Genomic DNA, 23,800 nt, shown 5'->3' on the forward strand with positions numbered 1-23,800 from the left:
GCAGGTGGACGCCGGAGTGACACGAGAACGCCGGGAGGCGGCATGGCGCGGACGCTGACCCACACGGATCCGGCCGAGGTGACGTTGCAGCAAGCGCTCGACGCGCTGACCGATCCGGTGCGCCGCACGATCCTGCGCGAGCTCTCGGACGGGCCGGACTTCTCGCGCGCGTGCGGCACCTTCGACCTTCCGGTGTCGAAAGCGACGGCGAGCCACCACTTCGCGGTGCTGCGGTCCACGGGCCTGCTCGAACAGCTCGACCGCGGGCCGCGCCGCTACAACCGGCTGCGGCGCTCCGAGTTCGACGCGCGCTTCCCCGGCCTGCTGGACCTCGTGCTCACCGAGCCCTGAGCCCCGGCCGGGGCGATCCGTCCACTTCGGACCCGTCAGTCGCGGGCCAGGCCGTCGAGCCACTTCAGCAGCAGCTGCGTCTCCTCCGTGCCGAGGGTGGTGTCCTCGGTGCGCAGGAGCGCGGCGAGCTGCAGGGCCGCGGTGGGCAGCGGGGCCGTCGAGCTCTCCGTTTCGCCGGAGCCGTCCTCGGGCGTGAGGAGGCTGTCGTGCACCGCGTCGCGCACGCGCCGGGACAGCTCGGGATCGGTGTAGACCTCCGGCTGGGTGACCATGTTCAGCGCCACCCCGATGTTCGCCGACATCACGCGCTGCGCGGCGGCGTCCGGGTCGACGCGCAGCCGGCCGATGGCGGCGCAGCGCACGAGCACCTCCCGCAGCAGCCGCAACGCCTCCTGCGCGGCACTCGGGATCTCGGTGAACGCCGGGGAGTACATCAGCCGGTAGACGGCCGGGTGCTCCTGCGCGAAGGCGATGTGGGTGTCCCAGCCGTTCTTGAGATCGGCGATCGGGTCGGCCGACGGCTCGGCCGCGCGCTTGGTGGCCAGGTAGCGGTCGAACCCGTGGTCCACAACCGCCGAGAGCAGGCCGTTCTTGTCGCCGAACAGGCGGTACAGCATCGGCGCGCCGACCCCGACCGCCTCGCACACGGCGCGCGTGGAGATGTCGCGATCGGGCGAGGCGTCGAGCAGCTTCTCGGCGGCCTCCAGCATCTGGGTGCGGATGTCCATGCACCCAGTGTAGCTCAGATATCTTGCTTGCGTAGCGCTGTTACGCAAGTCATAGCGCCGCTACGGATCATCCCTATCAATGCTCTCACTCCACGGCAGCGCGGCGCGGGCCGCACCCCCCGGCAGGAGTGCGGCCCGGCGCGGTCACCAGGTGACCGGCACGCTCGAGACCCCGCCCGTGAGGCGGTTGCCGCGGACGTCGAGCTCGTCGACGTCCGCGGCAAGGCGCAGGTTCGGGAAGCGGCGGAACAGGGAGCTGAACACCACGCGCAGCTCGGTGCGCGCGAGGCTCGCGCCGATGCAGAAGAACCCGCCGTAGCCGAACGCGATGTGGGAGTTGGGTTTGCGGTCGGCGTCGAACTCCTCGGCGTCGGCGAACACGCTCGCGTCGCGGTTGGCCGACGAGGTCGAGATCATCACGGCGTCACCCCGCCGGATCGCGACGCCGCCGATCTCGACGTCCTCGTGGGCGTAGCGCAGCAGGCCCAGGCCACCCGGCGCGGACATCCGCAGGATCTCCTCGACGGTGCCGTGCACGCGACCCTCGGGGTCGGCGGCCAGTGCGTCACGGCGCGCGAGGTCGGTGAGCAGGAACAGCACGCCGAGGTCGATGCGGTTCGACGTGGTCTCGTGGCCGGCGAAGAGCAGCCCCGCGCCCAGCCGGGCGAGGTCGTCGTCGGTGAACGTCGGGTCGTCGGCCTGGGCGGCGACGAGATCGGACACGACGTCCTGCGAGGGCTCCGCGCGCTTCCTGGCCGCCAGCTCGCCCATGTAGGCGGCGAACTCGTCCATCGCGAGCTTCGCGTCGCCGCCGCTGTCGAGCACGCCGATGCGGTCGGACAGGTCGCGGAACTTGTCGCGGTCGGCGTACGGCACGCCGAGCAGCTCGCAGATCACCAGCACCGGCAGGGGGAACGACAGGAAGTCGTGCAGGTTCACGGATTCGCCGCCCGCGGCGTCGTGCGCGGCTTCGAGGTCGTCGAGACACCGGTCGGCGAGCTCCTGGATGTGCTCGCCGAGCTTGCGCATCCGATTGGCCGAGAACGCCGGCACCAGCAGGCGCCGCAGCCGCGCGTGCTCGGCCTCTTCGGTCTCGTAGTCGCCCTGCGGACCGCTCAGCACCGCGGCGTCGGACACCGCCGAGGCCTCCTCCGGCTTCGGGTGCGAACGGCCGAAGCGCAGGTCGGCGAACACCGCACGGGCTTCGGCGAACCGAGTGACCAGCCAGGCCGGGTCACCGGCCGGCGTGGTCACGCGCGCGATGGGGCCTTCGCGGCGCAGAACCTGGTACAGCGGCGCGATCTCGAGCACGTTGGGGCGGTCGAACGGCAGCCGCGGCGCACGCTCGGTGGTGGTCATCGGGTTTCCTCCTCGGGTGACGGTTTCCGGGCCCGCGCACGCACCGTCGCGAGCCAGCTCAGTTCCTGCTCGGCCCGGCGCCCGACCTCGGCCAGCACCAGCCGGCTCCACGGGTCCTCCTGCGCCTCGGCGAGCTTCCCCAGCCGCTCGCCCTGTGCGGCGAGCGCCGCTTCCCGCGCGTCGAGCACCCGCAGCCGTTCCGCGGGCTCGAGCCGGCCGAACCCGGCGAGCCGGGAGAGGAACTCGGTCGAGTCGCCGGCCAGGTCGGGCGGCAGGTCCGCGAGCAGGTCGTGCAACAGCTCACGGCCGACGTCGGTGATCGTGTAGACGTGCCGCGGCGGCTTGCCGTCCTGTGTCTCGGCGCTCCGCGTGACCGCGCCCGCCTCGGCAAAGCGGCGCAGCGCCGGGTAGAGCGAGTTGTTGGACAGCGCCCGGCCGCTCGACTCCTCGACCTTCCGGCGCAGCTCGTAGCCGTGCATGGGCTGCCTGGCGAGGCTCGCGAGCAGCAGGACGTCGATCCACATCTAGGTCACCGTAACCTAGGTCATAGTGACCTATCAACGGCCGAACGAGTCACGCCGGCGGAAAATCCCCGTCAGGCGCGCAGCACGGCGGCACCGGTGAACCGGCCCGCGGCGAGGTCCGCGAGAGCCTCGTCCGCGCGGGCCAGCGCGTACGGACGGGTGGTCACTTCGAGGCGGTGGCGGCCCGCGAAGGCGAGGAACTCCCGCGCGTCGGCCCGCGTGTTGGCCGTGACGCTGCGGACCTGCCGCTCCTGGAACAGGTGCCGCTGGTAGTTCAGCGCGGGCACGTCGGATAGGTGGATGCCCGCGATCGCGAGCGTGCCGCCGCGGTCCAGCGCGGCGAGCGCGACGGGCACCAGCCCGCCCGCGGGGGCGAACAGGATCGCCGAGTCGAGCGGCTCGGGTGGCGGACCCTCCCCTGCCGACGCGGCCCCCAGGTCGAGCGCCAGCCGCTGCGCCGCGCGGCCGCGCGTGACCACGTGGACGGTCGCGCCCCGAGCGAGGGCCACCTGCGTGGCGAGGTGCGCGCTGCCGCCGAAGCCGTACACGCCGAGGCGCCCGCCTTCGGGCACTTCGGCCCGCATCAGCGCGCGGTAGCCGATGAGCCCGGCGCACAGCAGCGGCGCGAGCTCGTCTTCGCCGTAGCCGGCGGGCAGGCGGTGGGCGTAGTCCGCGGGCACCACGGCGTACTCGGCGTAGCCGCCGTCGGCGTCCCAGCCCGTGTAGCGCGACTCGGGGCACAGATTTTCCGCGCCCCGCAAGCAGAACTTGCACGTGCCGCACGTGTGGCGCAGCCAGGCGATGCCCACGCGGTCACCGATCGCGAAGGCGTCGCCCGGATTTTCACCCAGGGCGACGACCTCGCCGACCACCTCGTGTCCCGGTGTCACCGCCGGCCGGTGCACGGGCAGATCCCCTTCCGCGACGTGGAGGTCGGTGCGGCACACACCGCACACGAGCACCCGCACGAGCAGGTCACCGGGCGCCGGTTCGGGCACGGGTCCGCTCGCGGGCGTCAGCGGTCCGGTGCCGATCGGCCCCGGCGCCGTGACGCGCCACGACCGCATGGTGGCCGGCAGTCCCGTCATCGCCACTCCTTCGTCCGGGAACCCGAACGTACCGCGCGCGGCGCGGGGCGGCGGGTCGTCCGCCGCCCCGCACCACCCGGTCGGTCAGCGGCCGCTCCACTGGAAGGTGACGGTGGCGCCGGCGCCCACGGTCGCGTCGAACGAGCGGTCACCGGAGACGACGGTGAATTTCTGCTCGGTCTTCGCGGTGTTCAGCGCGACCACGGCGGTCGAGCGGTCGGGGGTCGTGAACGCGACCGCCTCGATCGGCGTGCTGGTCCCGCTGGTGTAGACCACGGACGAGGCGATGCGCACCGAGCCCGGCGGCACGAACTTCGAGAAGTGCTCGATGTCGCGGTACTGGTCGTTGTAGGTCACGGCCTTCGTCTGCGAGTCGACCGTGATCGTGCCGTTGCAGGTGCCGCAGCCGCCCAGGTGGGGGCCGTGGTTCTCGTCGAGCGCGATGTTCCAGTCGATCGAGCTGCGGCCCCAGTTCCGCATCACGCCGAGGATCGTGGACGAGTCGCCGCCCTCGCACTCGGTCATGAAGATGTCCTTGCCGGGGAAGGACGCCTTGAGCGGCGTCTGCGCGTCGGACGAGCCGTAGTAGCAGTGGTAGGCGGTGCCGGCCAGCCACTTCGCGGCCGGGGTGGAGAGCAGGTCGTACGGGTACTCCGGCTGCGGGTCCTCCCCCGCCCGCTGGTGCGAGGCGATGTCACCGGGGTGCTCGCTCCAGTTGTGGTCGAAACCGAGGATCTTCGTGTCGAGCCCCGCGGCGCGCAGGGCGGGGCCGAGGGCCTCGATCACCTTCGCCTCCTGCTGCCACGGCAGGTCGGTGCCCGGGTAGTTGTTGCGCTCCAGGGCCTGCGGCTCGTTCTGCACGGTCAGGTAGTCCACGTGCACGCCCGCCTTGCGGTAGGCCTGCACGAACTTCACGAGGTAGAGCGCGTAGGCGCGGTAGATCTTCGGCGAGTCGATGAGCTTGCCGTCGATCATCGAGCCGGACGTCTTCATCCAGCCCGGCATGCTCCACGGGCTCGCGACGATCTCCAGCTGCGGGTTGAGCTTCTTCGCCTGGCGCACGAGCGGGAGGATCTGCGCCTCGTCGTGGGCGATGGAGAAGTGCTTCATGTCGTAGTCGGTCTGCCCGGCCGGGAGATCGTCGTAGCTGTAGTCCTGGCCGACCGCGAAGTCCGACGCGCCGATGGGCTGGCGCAGGAAGCTGATGCCCGCGCCGGCGCGCGGATCGAAGAGGTTCTTCATGACCTCGTCGCGGTTGCCCGGTGTGAGGCCGTAGAGCACGTGGGCCGACGAGTCGGTGATGGCCGCGCCGAAACCGGACACGGTCTGGAACTTCACGTTCGGATCGACGCGGACCGTCGTCGGCGCCGCCGCGGCCGGGCTCTGCCAGCTCAGCTGCGTGTCGACGGGCGTGGCATCGCCGGGGTTCGTGAGCCACTCGTGGACGGTCCGCGACACGGCTGCCGGAGCCTGGGCAGCCGGGTTTTGAGCGGCCGACGTGATCTCGGGTCCCGAGGCGGCGGTCGCCGACCCGGCCGCCACGGTCACGGCGGCCGCCGCGGCCGTCACCGAACACAGCACTCTTCGCAAGCGCGGCATGCAGATTCCTTCGTTCACGGGGAAAACCCAGCGGACCCGGCACCTGATCGGTGTCGTGGGGAACCCGTGCCCGCGTTGGCGGCCGCGACCGGGGTCCGCACCGACACAACCAAACCGCGGGCGCGGTGACAAGATCCCCGCCCCGGTTTCCCTTCGTTCAGGCGGTTTGTCCGCACGTCCGGCCCCCTCTCGTGCCGCTGACCGGCACCCGCCCGGGCGCGTTCCCGTTGCCGGGCAAGGCAATTCAGCCCGCTGAACGCGGACTCGTTACGGTGGCCGGATTCCCGCACCCATCCGTGAGGAGACGCCGGTGAGCACCCTGCGCCACGGCCTGTACCTGCCGCCGTTCGGACCGTTCGGCGATCCGGCGGTGCTCGTCGAGCTCGCCGTGCGGGCCGAGGCCGCCGGCTGGGACGGGGTGTTCCTGTGGGACCACGTCGTGCCCGGCGCGCCGCCGATCGCGGACCCGTGGACCACGCTCGGCGCGATCGCCCAGGCGACCGGCACGATCCGCCTCGGCCCGATGGTCACTCCCCCGGCGCGGCGGCGGCCGTGGGTGCTCGCCCGGCAGGCCTCGACCGTCAGCCGGCTCTCGCGCGGACGGCTAATCCTCGGCACCGGCCTCGGCTCCGACGAGACCGGCGACTTCAGCCGCTTCGGCGAACCTCTGGGCCCCCGCTCGGCGAAGTTCGACGAGGCCTTGGCGGTCGTGCGCGCGATCTGGTCGGGCGCCGAGGTGCACCACCGCGGCGAGCACCTGCACGTCGACCTCGACGCCGGCGTGCCCGAGCCGCACCCCATCCCGATCTGGACCGCGATGTCCACCGACCACCCGCGCGTCCTCGCCCGCGCCGCCGCGGGCGACGGCATCTTCCCCCTCGCCGGCCCCCATCCGCCGGCACCGGAGGAGCTGGCCCGGCTGGTCAGCGCCGTGCGTCCCCCCGACCGCCCCTTCGACGTCGCGGTGGCCGGCAACGCCAGCCCGGCCTGGGACCAACCCCCGACGGTCGACCTCGGCGCACTGACCGAGGCGGGCATGACGTGGTGGCTCGAATCCCTGATCCACTTCGACCCCCTCGACCTCTCGCTCACGGTCGTCGACGCCGGACCACCACACCGAGCGTGAGGTCGCGGCCGGTGCGTGCCATCGGGCCGACGACGACGAGGTCGAGGCCGACCGGCAAGGGCCGGTGCCGACGGCGCGATGACGCCACGGAACGCCCGGGCCCGCAGCCCCGGACGAACCCCCGCCATCGGCCGGACCCGCCGGCGCCGACCCCTCGACTTCGCCCCCCTCGCCTCGTCCCGACCCGTCGCCGAGACCGGCCCACCACACCAGTGACGACCGGCCGAACCCCCGGCCACCGGCCTCAACGCCCTCCCCCCACCGGCCAGACCCACCGACACGACTCCCCCGACGTCGACCCCCCCGGTCCCCACCCATCGCCAAGACCGGCCCGCCACGCCGGTGAACGCTTGTTCTGCCCGGCCGGGCCGGGGCTGATATTTTCGGGACGAACCACGGTTGAGCACCCAGCCGTCACCAGACCCTGTCCCGGCCGCTGGCCGGGCATCGGGCCCGCGGGGAGCTCGTCCGGCCCAGCGGGTCCGCGACCGCGGAGGGAACCCGTCGTGACCGACGACCTCAGAGCGGCCGGCGCGCGACGCCTGCCCACGCTCGACATCACCACCACGACCGCCGGCGGCACGGCGGTGGTCACCGCCGCCGGGGAGATCGACACCGCGGTTTCGGGAGCACTGCGCGACCAGCTGGTCACCGCCATGGAGGCCCGCCCCGACGTGCTCGTCGTGGACCTGTCCGCGGTGCCGTTCTGCGACTCCAGCGGCCTTTCGGTGCTGATCGACGTCCGCGGCCGCGCGACCGAGGCCGGGATCCCGTTCCGCATCGTGACCCAGCAGCGCGGCCTGCTGCGGCCGATCGGGTTGCTGCACCTCGACTCGGTGCTGGAGATCCACCCGACCCTGGAAACGGCCACGGGCACCGTCTCCTCGTCGTGATGCGGGGCCGCGGCGGTGGGCCTAATGTCCTCACATGAGCGATCTGCCGCGGTTTCCCGAGGGGTCCGACCAGCCCCCTTCCTCCAGTGAACCCCCACGTCCGGCCGCGCCCAGCACCATCATGGTCGCGTTCTGGGCGTTCGTCGTCTCGACCGTGATCGGCATCGTCGGCGCTCTGCTGCTGTTCGGGCAGAAGGACGAACTCGTCGACGCCGCCCGCCGCACCAACCCCAACCTCAGCCAGTCCCAGCTCGAACAGGGCGCGAACATCGCGCTCGTCGTGGCGGTTGTCATCGCGATCGTCATCGCGCTGCTGTACCTGCTCTTCGCGGTGAAGCTACGGGCCGGGCGCAACTGGGCGCGGATCGTGCTGACCGTGCTCACGGCGCTGCAGGTCCTGTCGCTCATCACGGGCGACGGCGGCACCTGGCTGAGCTACCTCTCGGCGCTGGCGGCCGTGATCGGCGTCGTGTTCTCGTTCCTCGGCGATTCCAACGCCTACATCGCGGCGGGCAGGCAGGTTCGGCGGTAACCACTCCGGCGGTGGCTGGCGGCTCTAGTGCACGTGCACTACTCTGGGTCTTGGTTGAGCCACCAGCCGCCGCGATTTTCACCGTGCTCCGGGAGCGTTGGCGCCGATCGGCTGGGATGCCCGAACTCCGGCCCTCGTCGGCCGCCACCCGGTGCGCGGCCTACGAGAGGCGGGCCGCCATGAGCGCCCTACGCCGCACGAAAGCTCCTTCCGCCGGGATCGGCCACGCCGACCCGAAACGCCTGCTCAGCCTGCACGTCCACCGGCCCGTCCCGGGTGCTTCCGTGGTGGAGGTGGTCGGCGAGGTCGACCTCTGCACCGCGCCCCACCTCGCCGAAGTCGTCGAAGCCCGCATCCGCAGCACGGTCGGCGTGGTGATCATCGACCTCAGCCGCACCACGTTCCTCGCCGTCGCCGGTCTCAAGGTCCTGCGCCGCATGCAGCTGCTGGCGCAGCTGTTCGACACCGACTTCTACGTCGACCCCGGCCACTCGCACGCCGCTCGCCGCCTGCTCGAGCTCATGCCGCTCGGCTGCGAACGCCCGGGCGCCGCCACGGGTCTCTCGCCCGTCGGCGTCCCCGGCCAGCGGCGGCTCACCACCTGAGAGGTTCCCCGGCGCACATCCGCGGCCGCGAACCCCGGATCCGGTGGCAAGATCACCGCGGGGACCACCACAGCGGACGCCGGGAGACTTCCATGCGCATCGGTTTCACCCTGCCCCAGTTCGGCCCGTTCGCCGGAGACGGCTCGGGCGTCACCCGCTTCGCCCGGCGCGCCGAGGAGCTCGGCGCCGCGAGCCTCTGGGTCGGCGACCGCCTGCTCGCGCCGGTGCACCCGACGGTCGGCTACGGCGGCTCCGACGCGATCCCGGCCGAGTTCGCCGTGCGGCTCGACCCGTTCGCGCTGCTGGCCGCCGCGGCCGCGGTGACCGAGCGGGTGCGGCTCGGCACCAACGTGCTCAACGCGCCCTGGTACCCGCCCGCCCTGCTGGCGCGGTCGCTCACCACGATCGACGCGCTCAGCGGCGGCCGGCTGGTCCCGGGGCTGGGCACGGGCTGGTCTCCCGAGGAGTACGAGGCCGTGAACGTGCCGATGACCGAACGCGGCGCGCGCCTCGACGAATGCCTCGACGCCCTCGAAGCGCTGTGGACCACCGATCCCGCCGAGTACCGCGGCCGGCACTGGACCGTGCCCGAGACCCACGACTCGTTCAAGCCGGTCCGCACGCCGCCGGTGTACCTCGCCGGGTACGCGCCGGCCGCGATGCGCCGGATCGCGCGGCGGGCGGCGGGCTGGCTGCCGGTGATCACGCCGCCGGCCGAGTACGACCCGGCGACCGCGATCGTCGCGCCGCTGGCGAACCTGCGGCAGCTGGCCGCGGAAGCCGGCCGGGACCCGGCGGAGCTGGGCGCGATCCTGCGCGTCTACCCGCGGGCCGGCGCCGGCGTGGCCGACGTGGTCGGCGCCATCGAGCGCACCGCCCGGGACACCGACCTTCGCGACGTGTTCGTGGACCTCACCTTCACCGCACGCAGCACCGACCACGCGCTGGAGCTCGTCAAGACGATCCTGGGGCAGTGCTCCCCCGAGCCCGCGTGACACGTTCACCCTCCGTTGGTTGTTCGCCGACGTCGGGACTGCCGAAGATGTCGGGATGATCGAGCGCCACCACCACCGGCACGGGTCCGACGAGAACGACGGGCTCGCCGAAGCCGCCGAGCACGCCGGCTTCGACCTCGGGACCGACCTCGCCCAGCCGTTGCCCGGGCACGAGCACAACGCCTTTGACGCGGAAGTCGACCTCGGTGTGGACGGCGAGCCGCCGCAGCTGCGCGGCTGAGCGCCCTCGATCATCCCGGGCACGAGGATGGCCCCCGACCGGAGCCAGGTCGGGGGCCATCGCCTCGGGGCCGGTGCGCTGTGCCCGCCTCTCGGCAGGTTCGCGCGACGCGGCGCCGGCCGGATACCGGGGCAGCCGGACGAGACACCGCTGCGACGAGGGGTGCGCCCGGCGGACACGAAGCGCATCGGCCGCCTCGTTCAACATCACGAGCGGCGATCGCTATTCCCGCTCAGGCGGGCCCGGAGCCGGGGTCGCGGAAGTCGTCGGGGCTGACCTCGTCGAGCAGGTCGCGGAACTGGCGGATCTCGTCCTCGGTGCCCACGCCCGGCTCCCCGCCGAGCGCTTCGGCCGGGTCCTCGCCGCCCGCCACTGTCACGTCCACCGCGGCCTCGGCGAGCACGGCCTCGGCGACGTCGATGGGCGCGTGGGCGCGCAGCCCCACCGCGATCGCGTCGCTGGGCCGCGCCGATACGCGCACACCGTCCGAGAGCACCAGGTCGGCGTGGAAGATGCTGTCGCGCAGCTCGGTGACCTCGACGCTCGTCACATGCCGACCGAACGCCGACACCACCTCGAGGATCAGCTCGACCGTGCCCGGCCGGGCCGAGGTCACCTGCTCCTGCGCGGCGGCCAGTTCCTGCGCCTCCGGCGCGCCGATGGTGATGGCCAGCCAGCGGCGCTGCCCCGTTTCCTCGCGCAGCAGCACCACCGGCGCCACCTCCTGGGCGACGACGGCGAGACCCTGGACCCGCACTTGCACCATGTGGTTCACCCGCTTCCGGACTGGTCCCCCTCAGGGACATACCCAGTGTCGCGCGCGGGCACGCGTACCCGAACGGGGCGGGGTCAGGTAAAACTGGACACGGCGGCCACGAACTCGGCCGCCACGTCGTAGAGCTTGCGGTTTCCGTCCTGCGAACGCTTCACGAGCCGTTGGAAAGCCTCCTCGGCGGTGATGCGGTGGGCGGCCATCAGGATGCCTTTCGCCTGGTCGATCACGGCTCTCGTCTCCAGCGCGCGGTTGAGCTGGGCCACCAGCTCCTGCGCGTCGAAGTAGCGCCGCGCGCTGCGCAGGCCGAACACCACCGTGGCGGTGTAGAGCTCCAGGATTTTCACCTCGAGGTCGCTGAACCCGTGTTCGCCGAACCCGAACAGGTTCATCGCGCCGCTCATGTCGCCGTCGACGGTCAGCGGGGCGGCGAGGAAGCTCGCCACACCGAGCTCGTCGGCGGCGGAGGCGAACTGCGGCCACTGGTCGGCCACCGCGCCGACCCCGACCCGCACGGGCGCGCCCGTCTCGGCCGCGCGCAGGCACGGCCCGTCGCCGATGCGGTACTGCTCGCGGTCGAAGTTCACCGCTCGCTGGTCGGTGCTGGCGACGGTCTCCCCGACCCCGTCGCGCACCAACGTGATGCTGGCCATGTCTGCTCCGGCGACCACCTGGACCACGTGCTCGCAGACCGCCTGCAGCATCTGGCCGAGATCGAGTTCCTGGTGGTCGAGCATCGCGGTCAGCGACTCCATCGCCACGGTGACTTCGTCAAGCCGCGCGGATAGCCGTTCCTGGCCGCCGGTCATGTTTTCCAGGCCCCTTCTCTTGGGTACTTGAAGGGCGCTGCTGACCAGGCGAGACCCGGGCGCGCGCCACCACTGGCCGCTAGCGCTTTAACGGGTCCTCGGGCGAGATTACTGCATCCCGATCACCTGTCCGACACGCGGTGCCACTCCCCCGCACCGGCCGATTCGAGGCGAGAAACCCAGGTGTCGAAGCCGGGCCGAGTGGGTAACCGGGGCTCATGGAGAACGAAGCAGCCGGCAGCTCGCCGAGCCACGCGATGCCGGCCGTCGACAACCTGCTCGACGAGGTGATCGAGCTGCGCCTGCCCGCCGATACCGGGCAGATCCCCCTGGTGCGGATGCTGGCCCAGGCGGTGGCCGCGCGCGCCGACTACGGGCTCGACGCGATCGCCGACGCGAAGATGGCTGTCGACGAGGCGTGCGCGCAGCTCGTGGAGCTCGCCGACTTCGGCGAGACCATGACGTGCCGCTTCCGCGTGGCACCCGAGGGCATCGCGATCACCGTGGAGACCCGCACCGGGCACGCGCGGCTGCCGAGCGAGCACAGCTTCGGCTGGCACGTGCTCACGACGCTGGCCGCCGCCGTGTCGGCCACCAGCACCCCGGGGCACGACTCCACCGGCAACACCCTGGCGATCCACCTCGAGCTGGGTCCGGGGACTGCCAGGTGAACCAGCAACCGATCACCCGGCGCCGGGACGAGTACGCCCACACGGTGCCGCTGTTCGAAGAGTTCGCCGCCCTCGACCCGGACGATCCGCGCCGCCCGCGCCTGCGCGAAACGCTGGTGACGGAGTTCCTCCCGGTCGCCGAGCACATCGCCACGCGCTTCACCGGCCGCGGCGAGCCGCGCGAGGATCTCGTGCAGGTGGCCCGCATCGGGCTGATCAACGCCATCGACCGGTTCACCCCCGACCGCGGCCCGGACTTCCTGTCCTTCGCCGTGCCCACGATCATGGGCGAGATCCGCCGCCACTTCCGCGACACCGGCTGGTCCGTGCGCGTGCCGCGCCGCCTGAAGGAACTGCACCTCGCGCTGAGCCACGGCTCGAGCGCGCTGTCGCAGACCCTCGGCCGCGCGCCGACGCCGACCGAGCTCGCGGAGCACCTGGGGCTCGAGGTCGGCGAAGTCCACGAGGGTCTCATCGCCGGCAACGCGTACCAGACGCTGTCGGTCGACAAGCCCGTGCACGACGACGCCGAGCCCCTCTCGCTCGCGGACACCCTCGGCGAGGAGGACGCGGAACTCGAGCACATCGAAAACCACGAGGCGCTGCAACCGCTGCTTCGCGAACTGCCCCCGCGCGAACGCGCGATCCTCGTGATGCGCTTCTTCGGCGGTCTCACGCAAACGCAGATCGCCGACCGCGTGGGCATTTCCCAGATGCACGTCTCGCGCCTGCTGTCACAGACCCTGGAACAACTTCGCGGAAAACTCACCACCGACCCGTGAGCACGGCAATAACCGAAATCTTTTCACCGAGAACACCGGAAAACGCCACACGGCAACGGAAGTCCCGCTCGCGCAACACCTGAATCCGTTACGGATGCGCGATTTCTTCACCCGCCGGAGCGACCCCGTTGTCCACCCCTTCGTCTTCTGCGAGGATTCATTCCCGTCCACGACGAAGGAGTGTCCGGTGGCTTCGATCCTCAACCCGTACATCAGCTTCCGCGACGACGCCCGGCAGGCGATGGAGTTCTACCGGGACGTGTTCGGCGGGACGCTGACCGTGAACACGTTCGGGGAATCCGGCATGCCGGACTCCCCCGCGGCGGACAACATCATGCACGCCCAGCTCGAGACCGAGAACGGGTTCACGTTGATGGCGGCCGACACGCCGCCGGGCATGGACCACAACCCCGGCACCAACATCTCGGTGAGCCTCAGCGGCGACGACGGTGACCAGCTGCGCGGCTACTGGGCCAAGCTCTCCGAGGGCGGCAACGTCGCGGTGCCGCTGGAAAAGCAGATGTGGGGCGACGAGTTCGGCATGTGCGTCGACAAGTTCGACATCGGCTGGATGGTCAACATCACGCAGCCGCAGGGCTGAGCGCACCCGGCGGCGGAGCGCGGGATGCCGCGCTCCGCCGCCGGGTGCCCGCCGCGTGTCCGAGCAGCCGAACCGGGAGGAGACGTGATGCGGGTCGTGGTCGTCGGGGGCGGGTTCGCCGGGTACAACGCGGCCAAACGGCTGCGCAGGACCGCGGGCGACGACGTGGAAGTGGTGGTCGTCAACCCCACCGACTACTTCCTCTACCTGCCGCTGCTGCCGGAGGTCTCGGCCGGGCTGCTCGACCCGCGCAGCATCACCGTCTCGATCCCCGGCACCCTGCGCGGCGTGCGGCTCGCGCTCGGCACGGTGACCACTGTGGACTTCGACGCGCACAACGTGGGCTACACCGACCCGGAGGACCGCACCCACGAGCTGTCCTACGACCGGCTCGTGCTCGCCGCCGGCAGCGTGAACAAGCTCTTGCCGATCCCCGGCGTCGCCGAGACCGCCCACGGGTTCCGCGGGGTGCCGGAGGCGCTCTACCTGCGCGACCACATCACCCGGCAGATCGAGCTCGCCGCCGCGGCCGACGATCCGGAGGAACGCACGGCTCGCTGCACGTTCGTCGTCGTGGGCGCCGGCTACACCGGCACCGAGGTCGCGGTCCAGGGCCCGGCGTTCACCGACGCGCTCGTCGCGCGCCACCCCGAGCTCACGGGGCAGCCGGTGCGCTGGCTGCTGCTCGACATCGCCGACCGCGTGCTGCCCGAGCTGTCGCCACGCCTGGGCCGGACCGCCGACGCGGTGCTGCGCGAGCGCGGCGTCGAGGTGCTGACGAAGACGTCGGTGAAGGACGCCACCGCCGACGAAGTCACGCTCACCTCGGGGGAACGCGTCCCGACGCGGTCGCTGGTGTGGTGTGTCGGGGTGCGGCCCGACCCGCTCGTCGCCGACGTCGGCCTGCCCACCGCCCAGGGCCGCGTCGTCGTGACCCCGCGGCTCGGTGTGCCGGGCTACCCGGACGTGTTCGCGTGCGGCGACGTGGCGGCCGTGCCCGATCTGACGCGGCCCGGGCAGTACACGGCCATGACCGCGCAGCACGCGGAACGGCAGGGCAAGCTCGCGGGGACCAACGTCGCCGCGTCACTCGGGTACGGCCGCCCCGGCACCTACCGCCACCACGACCTCGGGTTCGTGGTCGACCTGGGCACGGGCCGTGCGGCGGCCAACCCCTTGCACGTGCCGCTTTCGGGCTGGCCCGCGAAGATCGTGACCCGCGCGTACCACCTGCTCGCGATGCCGGGCAACCGCCTGCGCACCGCCACCAACTGGGCGCTCACGACGGTGAGCCGCCGCCCGACGGTCCAGCTGGGACTCGTCCGGGGCTCGTCCGTGCCGCTCGACACCGACTCCCCCGAGGTGCCGCACCGCCGACACTGAGTCCATAGTGGACCACTTCGGATCCACAGTGGACCGATCAGGCCTTGACCTCGACGGACGCGCCCACCGGCAGCCCGGCGAAGAACACCTCCGAGTCGGCGTCGGTCAGGTGGATGCAGCCGTGCGAGGGCTTGTCCAACGGCCCGGCGTGGAACGCGATCCCGCCGGCCGCGAAGAACACCGAGTTCGGCATCGGGTCGCCGTACTCGCTGCTGGTGTGCACCTTGTCCTTCCACGCGACCTTGAAGCTGCCGACGGGCGTGGGCTGACTCGCGTCGCCCGGCTCCATCGCCACCGGGCCGTACACGACCGCGCCGTCCTTGAGCAGCCACGCGAGCCGCAGCGACAGGCTCGCGCACGCGCCGGTCCTGACCGCGCACGGCGGGGGCGGAGGCGGTGGCGGGGCGGTCGAGGTAGGCGTGGTCTCGGTGGTGGCGGGCGCGAGGCTCGAGGTCTCGGCCAGCGGCGTGGTGGCCGCCTGCGGCGCCGCGCACGCCGTCAGCACGGTCGCGGCGGCCACAAGCACTCCCGCCGCGAAGGTCTTCACCTGCATCGACAACTCCTGTCGTCCGGTCCCCCGTGATCAACGGGTGAGCGGGCGGGAAGGTTGAGTCCGTGACCGCAGACATTACCGGCGCCAAATGTTGATGTGTCAGCAAAGCCTGGTAGGTTCGACGCCAGGACCTCGCGAGGAAGTGGACATGGAACTCGGTATCTACAGCTTCGGCGACCGGACGCCCGACCCGGTGACCGGTGAACAGGTGTCGGTGGCGCAGCGGCTCGCCGAGACGGTGGAGCGCATCAAGCTCGCCGACGAGCTCGGGCTCGGGTTCTACGGCCTGGGCGAGCACCACCTGGAGCACTACGCCATCTCGAACCCGGCCACCGTGCTGGCCGCGGTGGCGAGCGTCACCGAGCACATCACGCTCGCGAGCGCGGTCACGGTTCTCTCCACCGAGGACCCGGTGCGCGTGTACCAGCAGTTCACCACGCTCGACCAGCTCAGCCGCGGCCGCGCGGAGCTGCTCGCCGGACGCGGGTCGTTCACCGAGTCGTTCCCGCTGTTCGGCGCGGACCTCGGCGACTACGACGAGCTGTTCGAGGAGAAGCTCGCCCTCCTGCTGCTCATCGACCGCGAGGACCCGATCACGTGGTCGGGCCGCTTCCGCCCGCCGCTGAACGACGCGCACATCTACCCGCGCCCGTACGGCCGGCGCCTGCGCATCTCCGTCGGCACCGGCGGCAACCCGGAGTCCTCGATCCGCGCCGGGCTCCTCGGCCTGCCCGTGGTCTACGCCGTGATCGGCGGCGAGCCGGAACGCTTCGCGCCGCTCGTGGACCTCTACCGCCGCGCGGCCGCGGCCGGCGAGCACGCCGACGACGAGCACGACGTGACGATGGGCGCCATCGGCTTCGTCGCCGAGAACTCCCAGGACGCCAAGGAAACCTTCTACCCGTACTGGCTCGAGACGATGAAGTGGGGCGCGCGTTCACGCGGCTGGGCCGTGCCCACGCGCCGTGAGTACGACCAGTACACCGAAGGCGCCCGCGCGCTGTTCGTCGGCAGCCCCAACGAGGTCGCCGAGCGCATCATCAGCGTCGGCAAGCTCACCGGCGCCGACCGCTACGCCATGCAGATGGACTGGTCGGGTGTGCCGCACGCGAAGGTGATGAAGGCGATCGAGCTGCTCGGCACCGAGGTGCTCCCGCAGATCCGCAAGGAGTTCGGCTGAGGCCCGGGCACCGGGAAAGCCTCAGCAGAACTGCTTCGCCCCGCCGGCCAGGCGCGCCGCCCGCTCCACCGCCACGTGGAGCAGATCGGTTGGGGCGCAACACGTTTCCACCAGTCCGGCGACGAGCGCCGCCGCCGGCGTGAACGTGCGCTCGCCCGAGCGGACCGTGCGCCAGACCGGGCCGGCGTGGTGGCGCAGCACCGCCTCGACGGCGGGCGGCACGGGCGCGGCGGCCCCGAGCCCGAGCCGCCCCTGCGCCATCACCCGCAGGTCGGCGGCGGCCGCCAGGGCGTAGCCGGCGCCCAGCGCGTCTCCGCCGATCGCGGCTACGACGGGGCTCGGGTGGTTCGCGATGGCCAGCACCGCCCGTTCCAGCCGGTCCGCCGCCCCGGCGAAGCCTCGGGCGAACACGTCGTCGCCGCCGGTGAGGACGACCGCGTACGAGCCGCCGATGTAGCCCAGCGCGGCGGTGATCCGGTCCAGTGTCTCGGGAACCATGCTCCCGCAAGGGTTCTCGTGCATGCGGACCACCGCGACGCCGTGGTCGTGCTCCAGGTCGATCATGCGCCGTCCTCCCAGCACCCGATCGCAGCGCCCCGCTCGAGACGGCTCACGACGGGATGTCGATGCCGTAGTCCCGGATCTTGCGATAGATCGTGGCCCTCGACATGCCGAGGGAGTGGGCCGCGCGGGACTTGTTCCCGTCGGCGTCCAGCAGGCTGCGCACGATCGCGTCGCGCTCCAGCGACTCCAGCGGGTTGAGCACGCGCTTGACCACCGTGCGGCACTCCGGGGGCAGGTCCTCGGGCTCGATCACGCCGGCGCGGCGGGTGTGCACGACCTTGCGCAGCACCTGCCGCAGCTGCGCGACGTTGCCCGGCCACTCGTTGCGCAGCAGCAGCTGCAGCGCGGCCGGCGAGCAGTGCAGCAGCGGGCCCTTGCCGAGCTGCGCGAGCAGAAACGGCACGAGCACGCGGACGTCCTCGATGTGGTGACGCAGCGGCGGCACGGTGACCGACGTCGGGAAGTGGCGCATCAGGTCGGTGTCGAGACCGTCCTGCTCACCCTCCGACACCGTCGCGACGCCCCACACCCGGGCGTCGAGCCGCGCGTCGTCGAGCACCGCGGCCAGTGCCCGCTGCTCCTCCTGCGACAGCTTGTCCAGGTGGCGGAACACCACCGTGCCCGGGCCCTTGCGCAGCGCGCGGCGCACCGGGGCCTCCCACTCCCCCGGCTTGACGCCGTCGAGCTCCACAACCTCGCACGGTGCGCTCGCCGTCGAGCCGGAGTGCGCGGCGCGGGCCATGGCGAGCTTGCCGCTGCCGGGCTCGCCCTCGACCACGGTCCACTTCCGGTCGCGCGCGAAGCGGCCGACCGAGTGACAGGCCCGCACCCACAACGCACCCGTGCCGACGATGCCGGGCAGCACGGGCTGGCGCGTGTCGATGCGCGCGGACACGACCTCCGGCTCCTGCAGCAGCCGGGCCCGCACGACGCCGCCGGCCGGGCCGACGTCGCTCGAGACCGGCGTGTACGACAGCCGCGCGCGGGCGCCGCTGGGCAGGTCCATCGACAGCGAGCGGTCCGACTGCGAGCTCAGCGCCTCGACGGCCCGGGCCAGCAGCGCGGCCTGGTCCTCGGGCACGAGCAGCTGGCGGGCGTGGTCGTTGAGCATCACGAGGTCGTTGTTGACCGCGAGCACGATCCCCTGCCCGCGCCGGCACGCCCGCAGGTAGGCCGAGAACAGGCTCAGCTCGCGCAGGCCGACCTGGTTGGTCAGCTCGGTCTCGATGTCGTGCGCGGTCGCCTTGGCCAGCGCCAGCAGCAGCGGGCCGGCGTCCTTCTTCCAGCAGGTGAGGTCCAGCAGGCCGAGGACCTGGCCCGAGATCGGGTGGCGGATGGGCACGCCCGCGCACGCCAGCGTGTCCAGGTTCTCCGCGTAGTGCTCGTGACCGAAGACAGCGGTCGGCTGCCGGCCTTCGAGCGCCGTGCCGATCCCGTTCGTGCCGACGAACTCCTCGGCGTAGCTGAACCCGCGCGCGAGCTGCACCCCGTCGAGGTAGCGCTCGAGCGCGCGGTCCTCCGTCCGGCGGTCCAGCACCAGCGCCTGGTCGTCGGTGAGCACCACACTCACCGCGAGGTCGCTCAGCTTGTCCTCCAGGGCGTCGAGCACCGCGCCCGCGCTCTGCAGCAGCGGCGTCTCGAGGTCGGGATCCGCCACGTACGGAGTTCTCACGTGGTCGGCGGCCACCCGGTGCGTCCGGGACCGCCACCACGAAGCGAGAATCGTCTTGCGGACGCTTTCCGCGTCGACCTCCTCCGTGGACAAGAACTGCTCCCTGGCGTTCGCCAGCCTGTCCGGCGACGAAATGGAGGCGCCTGCGTCGGTCAAAGCCTCACCTCCCGGCAGTAGGGCGTCGTGCGCCCCGGCCAGGCACACGACGTCGTGTGCCAGTCACCATAACCGCAGCGTCGACCACTGCCTGTCTCATATTGAGACCACCATCACAGGGTACTCGCGGTGTCATTCCCTGCATCCGGACGGCGACGTGCGAGCTGCATCCGGTGCCCGGCGGCCAGGCGGCCGGGGACCGGATCACCACCCGCGAGCGGCGCGAACCAAGCCGAGCCAGGAACTGCCGACGAGGCGATCAGGTGGAGGTACACGGCGTGAGTCGACAAAGTCTGAGCAAGGCGCACAAGAAGATCACGGAACTGTCGTGGGAACCGACCTTCGCGACCCCCGCGAAGCGATTCGGGACCGACTACAAGTTCGACAAGGCCCCCAAGAAGGACCCGCTCAAGCAGATCCTCCGATCCTACTTCCCGATGGAGGAGGAAAAGGACAACCGCGTGTTCGGCGCCATGGACGGCGCCATCCGCGGCAACATGTTCCGCCAGGTCCAGGAACGCTGGATGGAGTGGCAGAAGCTGTTCCTGTCCATCATCCCGTTCCCGGAGATCTCGGCCGCCCGCGCGATGCCGATGGCGATCGACGCGGTGCCGAACCCCGAGGTGCACAACGGCCTCGCGGTGCAGATGATCGACGAGGTTCGCCACTCGACGATCCAGATGAACCTCAAGCGCCTCTACATGAACCACTACATCGACCCCGCCGGGTTCGACATCACGGAGAAGGCGTTCTCGAACAACTACGCCGGCACGATCGGCCGGCAGTTCGGCGAGGGCTTCATCACCGGTGACGCGATCACCGCGGCCAACATCTACCTCACGGTGGTGGCCGAGACCGCGTTCACGAACACCCTGTTCGTCGCCATGCCCTCGGAGGCGGCGGCCAACGGCGACTACCTGCTGCCCACGGTGTTCCACTCCGTGCAGTCCGACGAGTCCCGCCACATCAGCAACGGCTACTCCATCCTGCTGATGGCGCTGGCGGACGAGGACAACCGGCAGCTGCTCGAGCGCGACCTGCGGTACGCGTGGTGGAACAACCACTGCGTGGTCGACGCGGCCATCGGCACCTTCATCGAGTACGGCACGAAGGACCGCCGCAAGGACCGCGACAGCTACGCGGAGATGTGGCGCCGGTGGATCTACGACGACTACTACCGCAGCTACCTCATCCCGCTCGAGAAGTACGGGCTGAAGATCCCCCACGACCTCGTCGAAGAGGCGTGGAACCGGATCATCAACAAGCACTACGTGCACCGCGTGGCGCAGTTCTTCGCCACCGGCTGGCCGGTGAACTACTGGCGCATCGACCCGATGACCGACACCGACTTCGAGTGGTTCGAGTCGAAGTACCCGGGCTGGTACAACCAGTTCGGCAAGTGGTGGGAGGCGTACAACCGCCTGCGCTACCCGGGCAAGAACAAGCCGATCGCGTTCGAGAACGTGGGCTACGAGTACCCGCACCGCTGCTGGACCTGCATGGTGCCGTGCCTCATCCGCGAGGACATGGTGACCGAGAAGGTCGACAACCAGTGGCGCACCTACTGCTCGGATACCTGCGCCTGGACCGACACCACGGCGTTCCGCGGCGAGTACGAAGGCCGCGAGACCCCGAACATGGGCCGGCTCACCGGCAAGCGCGAGTGGGAGACGCTCTACGACGGCATGGACCTCGCCGACATCATCTCCGACCTCGGCTACGTCCGCGACGACGGGAAGACCCTCATCCCGCAGCCGCACCTCGACCTCGACGACCCGAAGAAGCTGTGGACCCTGAACGACGTCCGCGGGATCACCTTCGGCAGCCCGAACATCGCGCTCAACAAGATGTCGGACGCCGAGCGCGAGGCGCACATCGCCGCGTACAAGGCGAACCCGAACGTCACGGTGGCCTGAGGCCGCACCCCGAAACGGTCCCCGCCGGGGTTCCCGGGTTCGAGTCCCGGGTGCCCCGGTGGGTACCCCCATCCCCAGGAGCGGCGTCCATGGGCGACAAGCACAAGATCCGGTTCGAACCGGTCGGCATCGACATCGAGGCCGACGAGGACGAGACCATCCTCGATGCGGCCTTCCGGCAGGGCGTCATGCTCATGCACGGCTGCAAGGAGGGGCAGTGCTCGGCGTGCAAGTCCTTCTTGCTCGAGGGTGACCTGCAGATGGACCGGTACTCCACGTTCGCGTTGGCCGACTACGAAAGCGAGGAAGGGTTCGTGCTGCTCTGCCGAGGGCACGCGTACTCCGACGTCGAGATCGAGCTGACCAACTACGACGAGGACATGATCCGGTCCGGCCTGCCGGTCGTCACGGCGGGAACCACGGTGGAGTCGATCACCGACCTGACCCACGACATCTCGCTCGTCCGCCTCAAGGTGGACGAGGACGCGGGCATCCGGTTCCACCCCGGACAGTACGTGGACATCAGGATCCCGGGCACGGACGAGCACCGCTCGTTCTCCATGGCCAACGTCACGGTGGCCGACGGGATCCTCGAGTTCATCATCAAGCGCTACCCCGGTGGCAAGTTCTCCGGGCTGCTCGAAGGCCCCCTCTCCGCCGGCGACCCGCTGGAGGTGACCGGGCCGTACGGCACGTTCACGCTGCGGGTCAGCTCCGACCGGCGGCTGGTCTTCGTCGGCGGCGGGGCCGGGATGTCCCCGATTCTGGCACTGCTGCGGCAAATGGCGGAAAGCGGCAACGAGCGGGAGGTCGTGTACTACTACGGCGCCCGCACCGAGCGGGACCTCTTCCACCTCGACGAGATGGCGGAGCTCGCCCGGCAGCTGCCTAAGTTCCGGTTCGTGCCGTGTCTGTCCGACACCGCTCCCGAAGGCTGGCCGGGTGACGGCGAAGGCGAAACCGGGCTCGTGACCCAGGTGCTCGAACGGCGAGAGGACAACCTCGCCGAATGCGACGTGTACCTGTGCGGCCCGCCGCCGATGATCGACGCGGCCCTGCCCCTGCTGGAAAGCCTGGGCGTGCCGTCAGATCAGGTCTTCTACGACAAGTTCACGATCACGGCCGCGGCGGAGGACTGACCACCGCCGGCCGATCCCACCCGAAGCAGGCCACACACACAGAGAGGTGTGCTCATGGTCAGTACGGAAAAGCCCCAGCAGAGCTTCCCGAAGCCGGAGTTCACGGGCGCCGAAGCCGGGCTGCTGGACTTCCCGAGCTCGAAGAGCCGAAGCTACAACTACTTCAAGCCGCGCAAGCTGCGCGCGACGATGTACGAGGACGTGACCTTCGACGTCCAGCCCGACCCCGACCGCCACCTCTCGCAGGGCTGGATCTACGGCTTCGCGGACGGCCCCGGCGGCTACCCGAAGGAGTGGACGGAGCTCAAGTCCGGCAACTGGCACCAGTTCCTCGACCCCAACGAGGAGTGGGAACAGACGATCTTCCGGAACAACTCCAACGTCGTCCGGCAGATCCAGCTCAACCTCGAGAACGCGAAGAAGGCCGGCGCCTACCACAACTGGGCGCCGAGCTGGGTCAAGTTCGTGGAGCGGCACCTGGGTGCCTGGATGCACGCCGAGCACGGTCTCGGCATGCACGTGTTCTGCTCCGAGCAGCGGTCCGCTCCCACGAACATGATCAACAACGCGATCGCCGTGAACACCGCGCACAAGCTTCGCTTCGCCCAGGACCTGGCGCTCTACAACCTGGACCTGACCGAGTCGGGCATCGACTTCGACGGTGCGGTGCACCGCTCGGTGTGGCACGAGGACCCGGCGTGGCAGGGCGTGCGGGAGAATGTGGAGCGCCTGACCGCGATCGGCGACTGGGCCGAGTCGCTGTTCGCCGCCAACGTGGTGTTCGAGTCCCTGGTGGGTGTGCTCTTCCGCAGCCACCTGGTGATGCAGGTGGCCGCCCGCAACGGCGACTACGTCACGCCGACGGTCGTCGGTGCCGGCGAGCACGACTACGAGCGGGACCGCGGCTACACCCGCGCCCTGTTCAGCATGCTCACCAATGACGCCGAGCACTCGGCGCACAACAAGCAGGTGCTCACGTCGTGGCTCGAGAAGTGGGTGCCGGTCTCCGTGGCCGCCGCCCGCACGCTGCAGCCGATCTGGTCGCAGCCGCAGGAGAAGGTCGTGACCTTCTCCGAGTCCTGGGACGCGTCGGTGACCAACCTGCGCAGCCTCCTTTCCGACCTCTCCCTCGACGAACCGAAAGGGCTGCTTTCATGACCGCGAGCAGGCAGTTTACCGTCGACCGCACCGCGTCGAACATGTGCGGCGTCACCCTGATGAACAACCAGAACGGCTACGTCGTGGCTGAGGTCATGCGCGGCAAGCCGGGGGTCACGGTGGCGGAGTACCCGTCCATGATCCGCGTGGACGGCACGAACAAGATCGTCTTCAACTGGGACGAGATCTCCGAGGCGATCGGCTTCGACTTCGAGCAGCCGGACTTCGAGGAGATCATGTCGACGCACTACGGCCGCATGGTCCACCTCGACGACGAGACGGTCCTGTTCGCCAACCCGGAGGACGCCGCGGAGTACATCGATTTCGATCTCGAACCGGTCGAGTAGCCCGCGCACGGACACCGGTTCGCGCCGAGGGGGGCCGGGCCGGGACGGAGCACACC

Annotated in this window: 26 protein-coding genes; 16 read left to right on the top strand and 10 right to left on the bottom strand. The window is 70.9% G+C overall.

Annotated features, from left to right (window positions below; translation table 11 throughout):
• The first annotated feature begins 42 nt into the window (after positions 1-42).
• Positions 43-351, top strand: a complete 309-nt coding sequence (locus tag AB0K15_RS31605) for a helix-turn-helix domain-containing protein (protein ID WP_220241202.1) — start codon at positions 43-45, stop codon at positions 349-351.
• 35 nt (positions 352-386) lie between these two features.
• Here the strand turns inward: AB0K15_RS31605 and AB0K15_RS31610 are convergent, their stop codons facing one another.
• The 5 genes from AB0K15_RS31610 to AB0K15_RS31630 form a co-directional block, all read right to left on the bottom strand.
• Entirely contained in the window at positions 387-1,079 is a 693-nt protein-coding gene (locus AB0K15_RS31610; protein ID WP_364058583.1) for a TetR/AcrR family transcriptional regulator, read from the bottom strand.
• A gap of 144 nt (positions 1,080-1,223) precedes the next feature.
• Positions 1,224-2,438, bottom strand: coding sequence for a cytochrome P450 (locus AB0K15_RS31615; RefSeq protein ID WP_364058586.1), 1,215 nt, complete (start codon positions 2,436-2,438; stop codon positions 1,224-1,226).
• Positions 2,435-2,962: a PadR family transcriptional regulator gene (locus tag AB0K15_RS31620; RefSeq protein ID WP_364058589.1), complete on the bottom strand. Its 528-nt coding sequence runs from the start codon at positions 2,960-2,962 to the stop codon at positions 2,435-2,437. The genes AB0K15_RS31615 and AB0K15_RS31620 overlap by 4 nt, the downstream gene beginning before the upstream one ends.
• A gap of 71 nt (positions 2,963-3,033) precedes the next feature.
• The gene (locus AB0K15_RS31625) at positions 3,034-4,029 is read right to left on the bottom strand and encodes a zinc-binding alcohol dehydrogenase family protein (RefSeq protein WP_364058710.1); all 996 of its coding nucleotides are present in this window, start codon (positions 4,027-4,029) and stop codon (positions 3,034-3,036) included.
• A gap of 105 nt (positions 4,030-4,134) precedes the next feature.
• Positions 4,135-5,649, bottom strand: a complete 1,515-nt coding sequence (locus tag AB0K15_RS31630; RefSeq protein WP_364058592.1) for a glycoside hydrolase family 30 beta sandwich domain-containing protein — start codon at positions 5,647-5,649, stop codon at positions 4,135-4,137.
• Positions 5,650-5,959: 310 nt separating this feature from the next.
• Between AB0K15_RS31630 and AB0K15_RS31635 the strand changes: the two genes are divergently transcribed.
• From AB0K15_RS31635 to AB0K15_RS31660, 6 genes are all read left to right on the top strand, one after another.
• Positions 5,960-6,775, top strand: coding sequence for an LLM class flavin-dependent oxidoreductase (locus AB0K15_RS31635; protein WP_364058595.1), 816 nt, complete (start codon positions 5,960-5,962; stop codon positions 6,773-6,775).
• A gap of 506 nt (positions 6,776-7,281) precedes the next feature.
• The gene (locus tag AB0K15_RS31640) at positions 7,282-7,668 is read left to right on the top strand and encodes an STAS domain-containing protein (protein ID WP_364058598.1); all 387 of its coding nucleotides are present in this window, start codon (positions 7,282-7,284) and stop codon (positions 7,666-7,668) included.
• Between the two features lie 34 nt (positions 7,669-7,702).
• A complete protein-coding gene (locus tag AB0K15_RS31645; protein WP_364058601.1) occupies positions 7,703-8,200 on the top strand; it encodes a hypothetical protein in 498 nt (165 codons plus the stop codon).
• Positions 8,201-8,379: 179 nt separating this feature from the next.
• Positions 8,380-8,805, top strand: coding sequence for an STAS domain-containing protein (locus AB0K15_RS31650; protein WP_364058603.1), 426 nt, complete (start codon positions 8,380-8,382; stop codon positions 8,803-8,805).
• 92 nt (positions 8,806-8,897) lie between these two features.
• On the top strand, positions 8,898-9,800 hold the full coding sequence (locus AB0K15_RS31655) for a TIGR03619 family F420-dependent LLM class oxidoreductase (protein ID WP_364058606.1): 903 nt from the start codon (positions 8,898-8,900) through the stop codon (positions 9,798-9,800).
• 55 nt (positions 9,801-9,855) lie between these two features.
• Entirely contained in the window at positions 9,856-10,041 is a 186-nt protein-coding gene (locus AB0K15_RS31660) for a hypothetical protein (protein WP_364058609.1), read from the top strand.
• Between the two features lie 232 nt (positions 10,042-10,273).
• Here the strand turns inward: AB0K15_RS31660 and AB0K15_RS31665 are convergent, their stop codons facing one another.
• The gene (locus AB0K15_RS31665) at positions 10,274-10,807 is read right to left on the bottom strand and encodes a bifunctional nuclease family protein (protein WP_364058612.1); all 534 of its coding nucleotides are present in this window, start codon (positions 10,805-10,807) and stop codon (positions 10,274-10,276) included.
• Positions 10,808-10,890: 83 nt separating this feature from the next.
• The gene (locus AB0K15_RS31670; RefSeq protein WP_364058615.1) at positions 10,891-11,622 is read right to left on the bottom strand and encodes a GAF and ANTAR domain-containing protein; all 732 of its coding nucleotides are present in this window, start codon (positions 11,620-11,622) and stop codon (positions 10,891-10,893) included.
• 218 nt (positions 11,623-11,840) lie between these two features.
• Here AB0K15_RS31670 and AB0K15_RS31675 point away from each other — a divergent pair, with 218 nt between their 5' ends.
• The 4 genes from AB0K15_RS31675 to AB0K15_RS31690 all read left to right on the top strand — a co-directional run bounded on the left by AB0K15_RS31675 (position 11,841) and on the right by AB0K15_RS31690 (position 15,059).
• Positions 11,841-12,293 (top strand): ATP-binding protein, encoded by a 453-nt coding sequence (locus tag AB0K15_RS31675; protein ID WP_364058618.1) that lies wholly within the window; start codon positions 11,841-11,843, stop codon positions 12,291-12,293.
• Positions 12,290-13,075 carry a SigB/SigF/SigG family RNA polymerase sigma factor gene (locus AB0K15_RS31680; protein ID WP_364058621.1) on the top strand — a complete coding sequence of 262 codons (786 nt, stop codon included), beginning with the start codon at positions 12,290-12,292 and terminating at the stop codon, positions 13,073-13,075. Before AB0K15_RS31675 ends, AB0K15_RS31680 begins: the two co-directional genes overlap by 4 nt.
• 187 nt (positions 13,076-13,262) lie before the next feature.
• Positions 13,263-13,676 carry a VOC family protein gene (locus AB0K15_RS31685; RefSeq protein ID WP_364058624.1) on the top strand — a complete coding sequence of 138 codons (414 nt, stop codon included), beginning with the start codon at positions 13,263-13,265 and terminating at the stop codon, positions 13,674-13,676.
• Between the two features lie 87 nt (positions 13,677-13,763).
• Positions 13,764-15,059, top strand: a complete 1,296-nt coding sequence (locus tag AB0K15_RS31690; protein WP_364058627.1) for an NAD(P)/FAD-dependent oxidoreductase — start codon at positions 13,764-13,766, stop codon at positions 15,057-15,059.
• A 37-nt stretch (positions 15,060-15,096) separates the two neighbouring features.
• On the opposite strand, the gene AB0K15_RS31695 is transcribed toward AB0K15_RS31690, so the two are convergent.
• Positions 15,097-15,612, bottom strand: a complete 516-nt coding sequence (locus AB0K15_RS31695) for a L,D-transpeptidase (protein WP_364058630.1) — start codon at positions 15,610-15,612, stop codon at positions 15,097-15,099.
• A 148-nt stretch (positions 15,613-15,760) separates the two neighbouring features.
• Here AB0K15_RS31695 and AB0K15_RS31700 point away from each other — a divergent pair, with 148 nt between their 5' ends.
• Positions 15,761-16,792 (top strand): LLM class flavin-dependent oxidoreductase, encoded by a 1,032-nt coding sequence (locus tag AB0K15_RS31700; RefSeq protein ID WP_364058633.1) that lies wholly within the window; start codon positions 15,761-15,763, stop codon positions 16,790-16,792.
• 21 nt (positions 16,793-16,813) lie between these two features.
• On the opposite strand, the gene AB0K15_RS31705 is transcribed toward AB0K15_RS31700, so the two are convergent.
• Entirely contained in the window at positions 16,814-17,356 is a 543-nt protein-coding gene (locus tag AB0K15_RS31705; RefSeq protein WP_364058636.1) for an enoyl-CoA hydratase-related protein, read from the bottom strand.
• Positions 17,357-17,402: 46 nt separating this feature from the next.
• Positions 17,403-19,121, bottom strand: a complete 1,719-nt coding sequence (locus AB0K15_RS31710; protein WP_364058639.1) for a helix-turn-helix domain-containing protein — start codon at positions 19,119-19,121, stop codon at positions 17,403-17,405.
• A gap of 341 nt (positions 19,122-19,462) precedes the next feature.
• Between AB0K15_RS31710 and AB0K15_RS31715 the strand changes: the two genes are divergently transcribed.
• From AB0K15_RS31715 to mimD, 4 genes are all read left to right on the top strand, one after another.
• Complete coding sequence (locus tag AB0K15_RS31715) at positions 19,463-21,100, top strand: aromatic/alkene/methane monooxygenase hydroxylase/oxygenase subunit alpha (RefSeq protein ID WP_364058642.1); 1,638 nt, start codon at positions 19,463-19,465, stop codon at positions 21,098-21,100.
• 89 nt (positions 21,101-21,189) lie between these two features.
• Positions 21,190-22,239, top strand: coding sequence for an FAD-binding oxidoreductase (locus tag AB0K15_RS31720; RefSeq protein WP_364058645.1), 1,050 nt, complete (start codon positions 21,190-21,192; stop codon positions 22,237-22,239).
• A gap of 54 nt (positions 22,240-22,293) precedes the next feature.
• Complete coding sequence (locus tag AB0K15_RS31725) at positions 22,294-23,397, top strand: aromatic/alkene monooxygenase hydroxylase subunit beta (RefSeq protein ID WP_364058648.1); 1,104 nt, start codon at positions 22,294-22,296, stop codon at positions 23,395-23,397.
• Positions 23,394-23,744, top strand: coding sequence for a propane 2-monooxygenase effector subunit MimD (gene mimD / locus AB0K15_RS31730; RefSeq protein ID WP_360603108.1), 351 nt, complete (start codon positions 23,394-23,396; stop codon positions 23,742-23,744). Before AB0K15_RS31725 ends, mimD begins: the two co-directional genes overlap by 4 nt.
• The last annotated feature ends 56 nt before the right edge of the window (positions 23,745-23,800 follow it).

The sequence above is a fragment of the Amycolatopsis sp. NPDC049253 genome (assembly GCF_040678995.1).
Lineage (GTDB): Bacteria > Actinomycetota > Actinomycetes > Mycobacteriales > Pseudonocardiaceae > Amycolatopsis.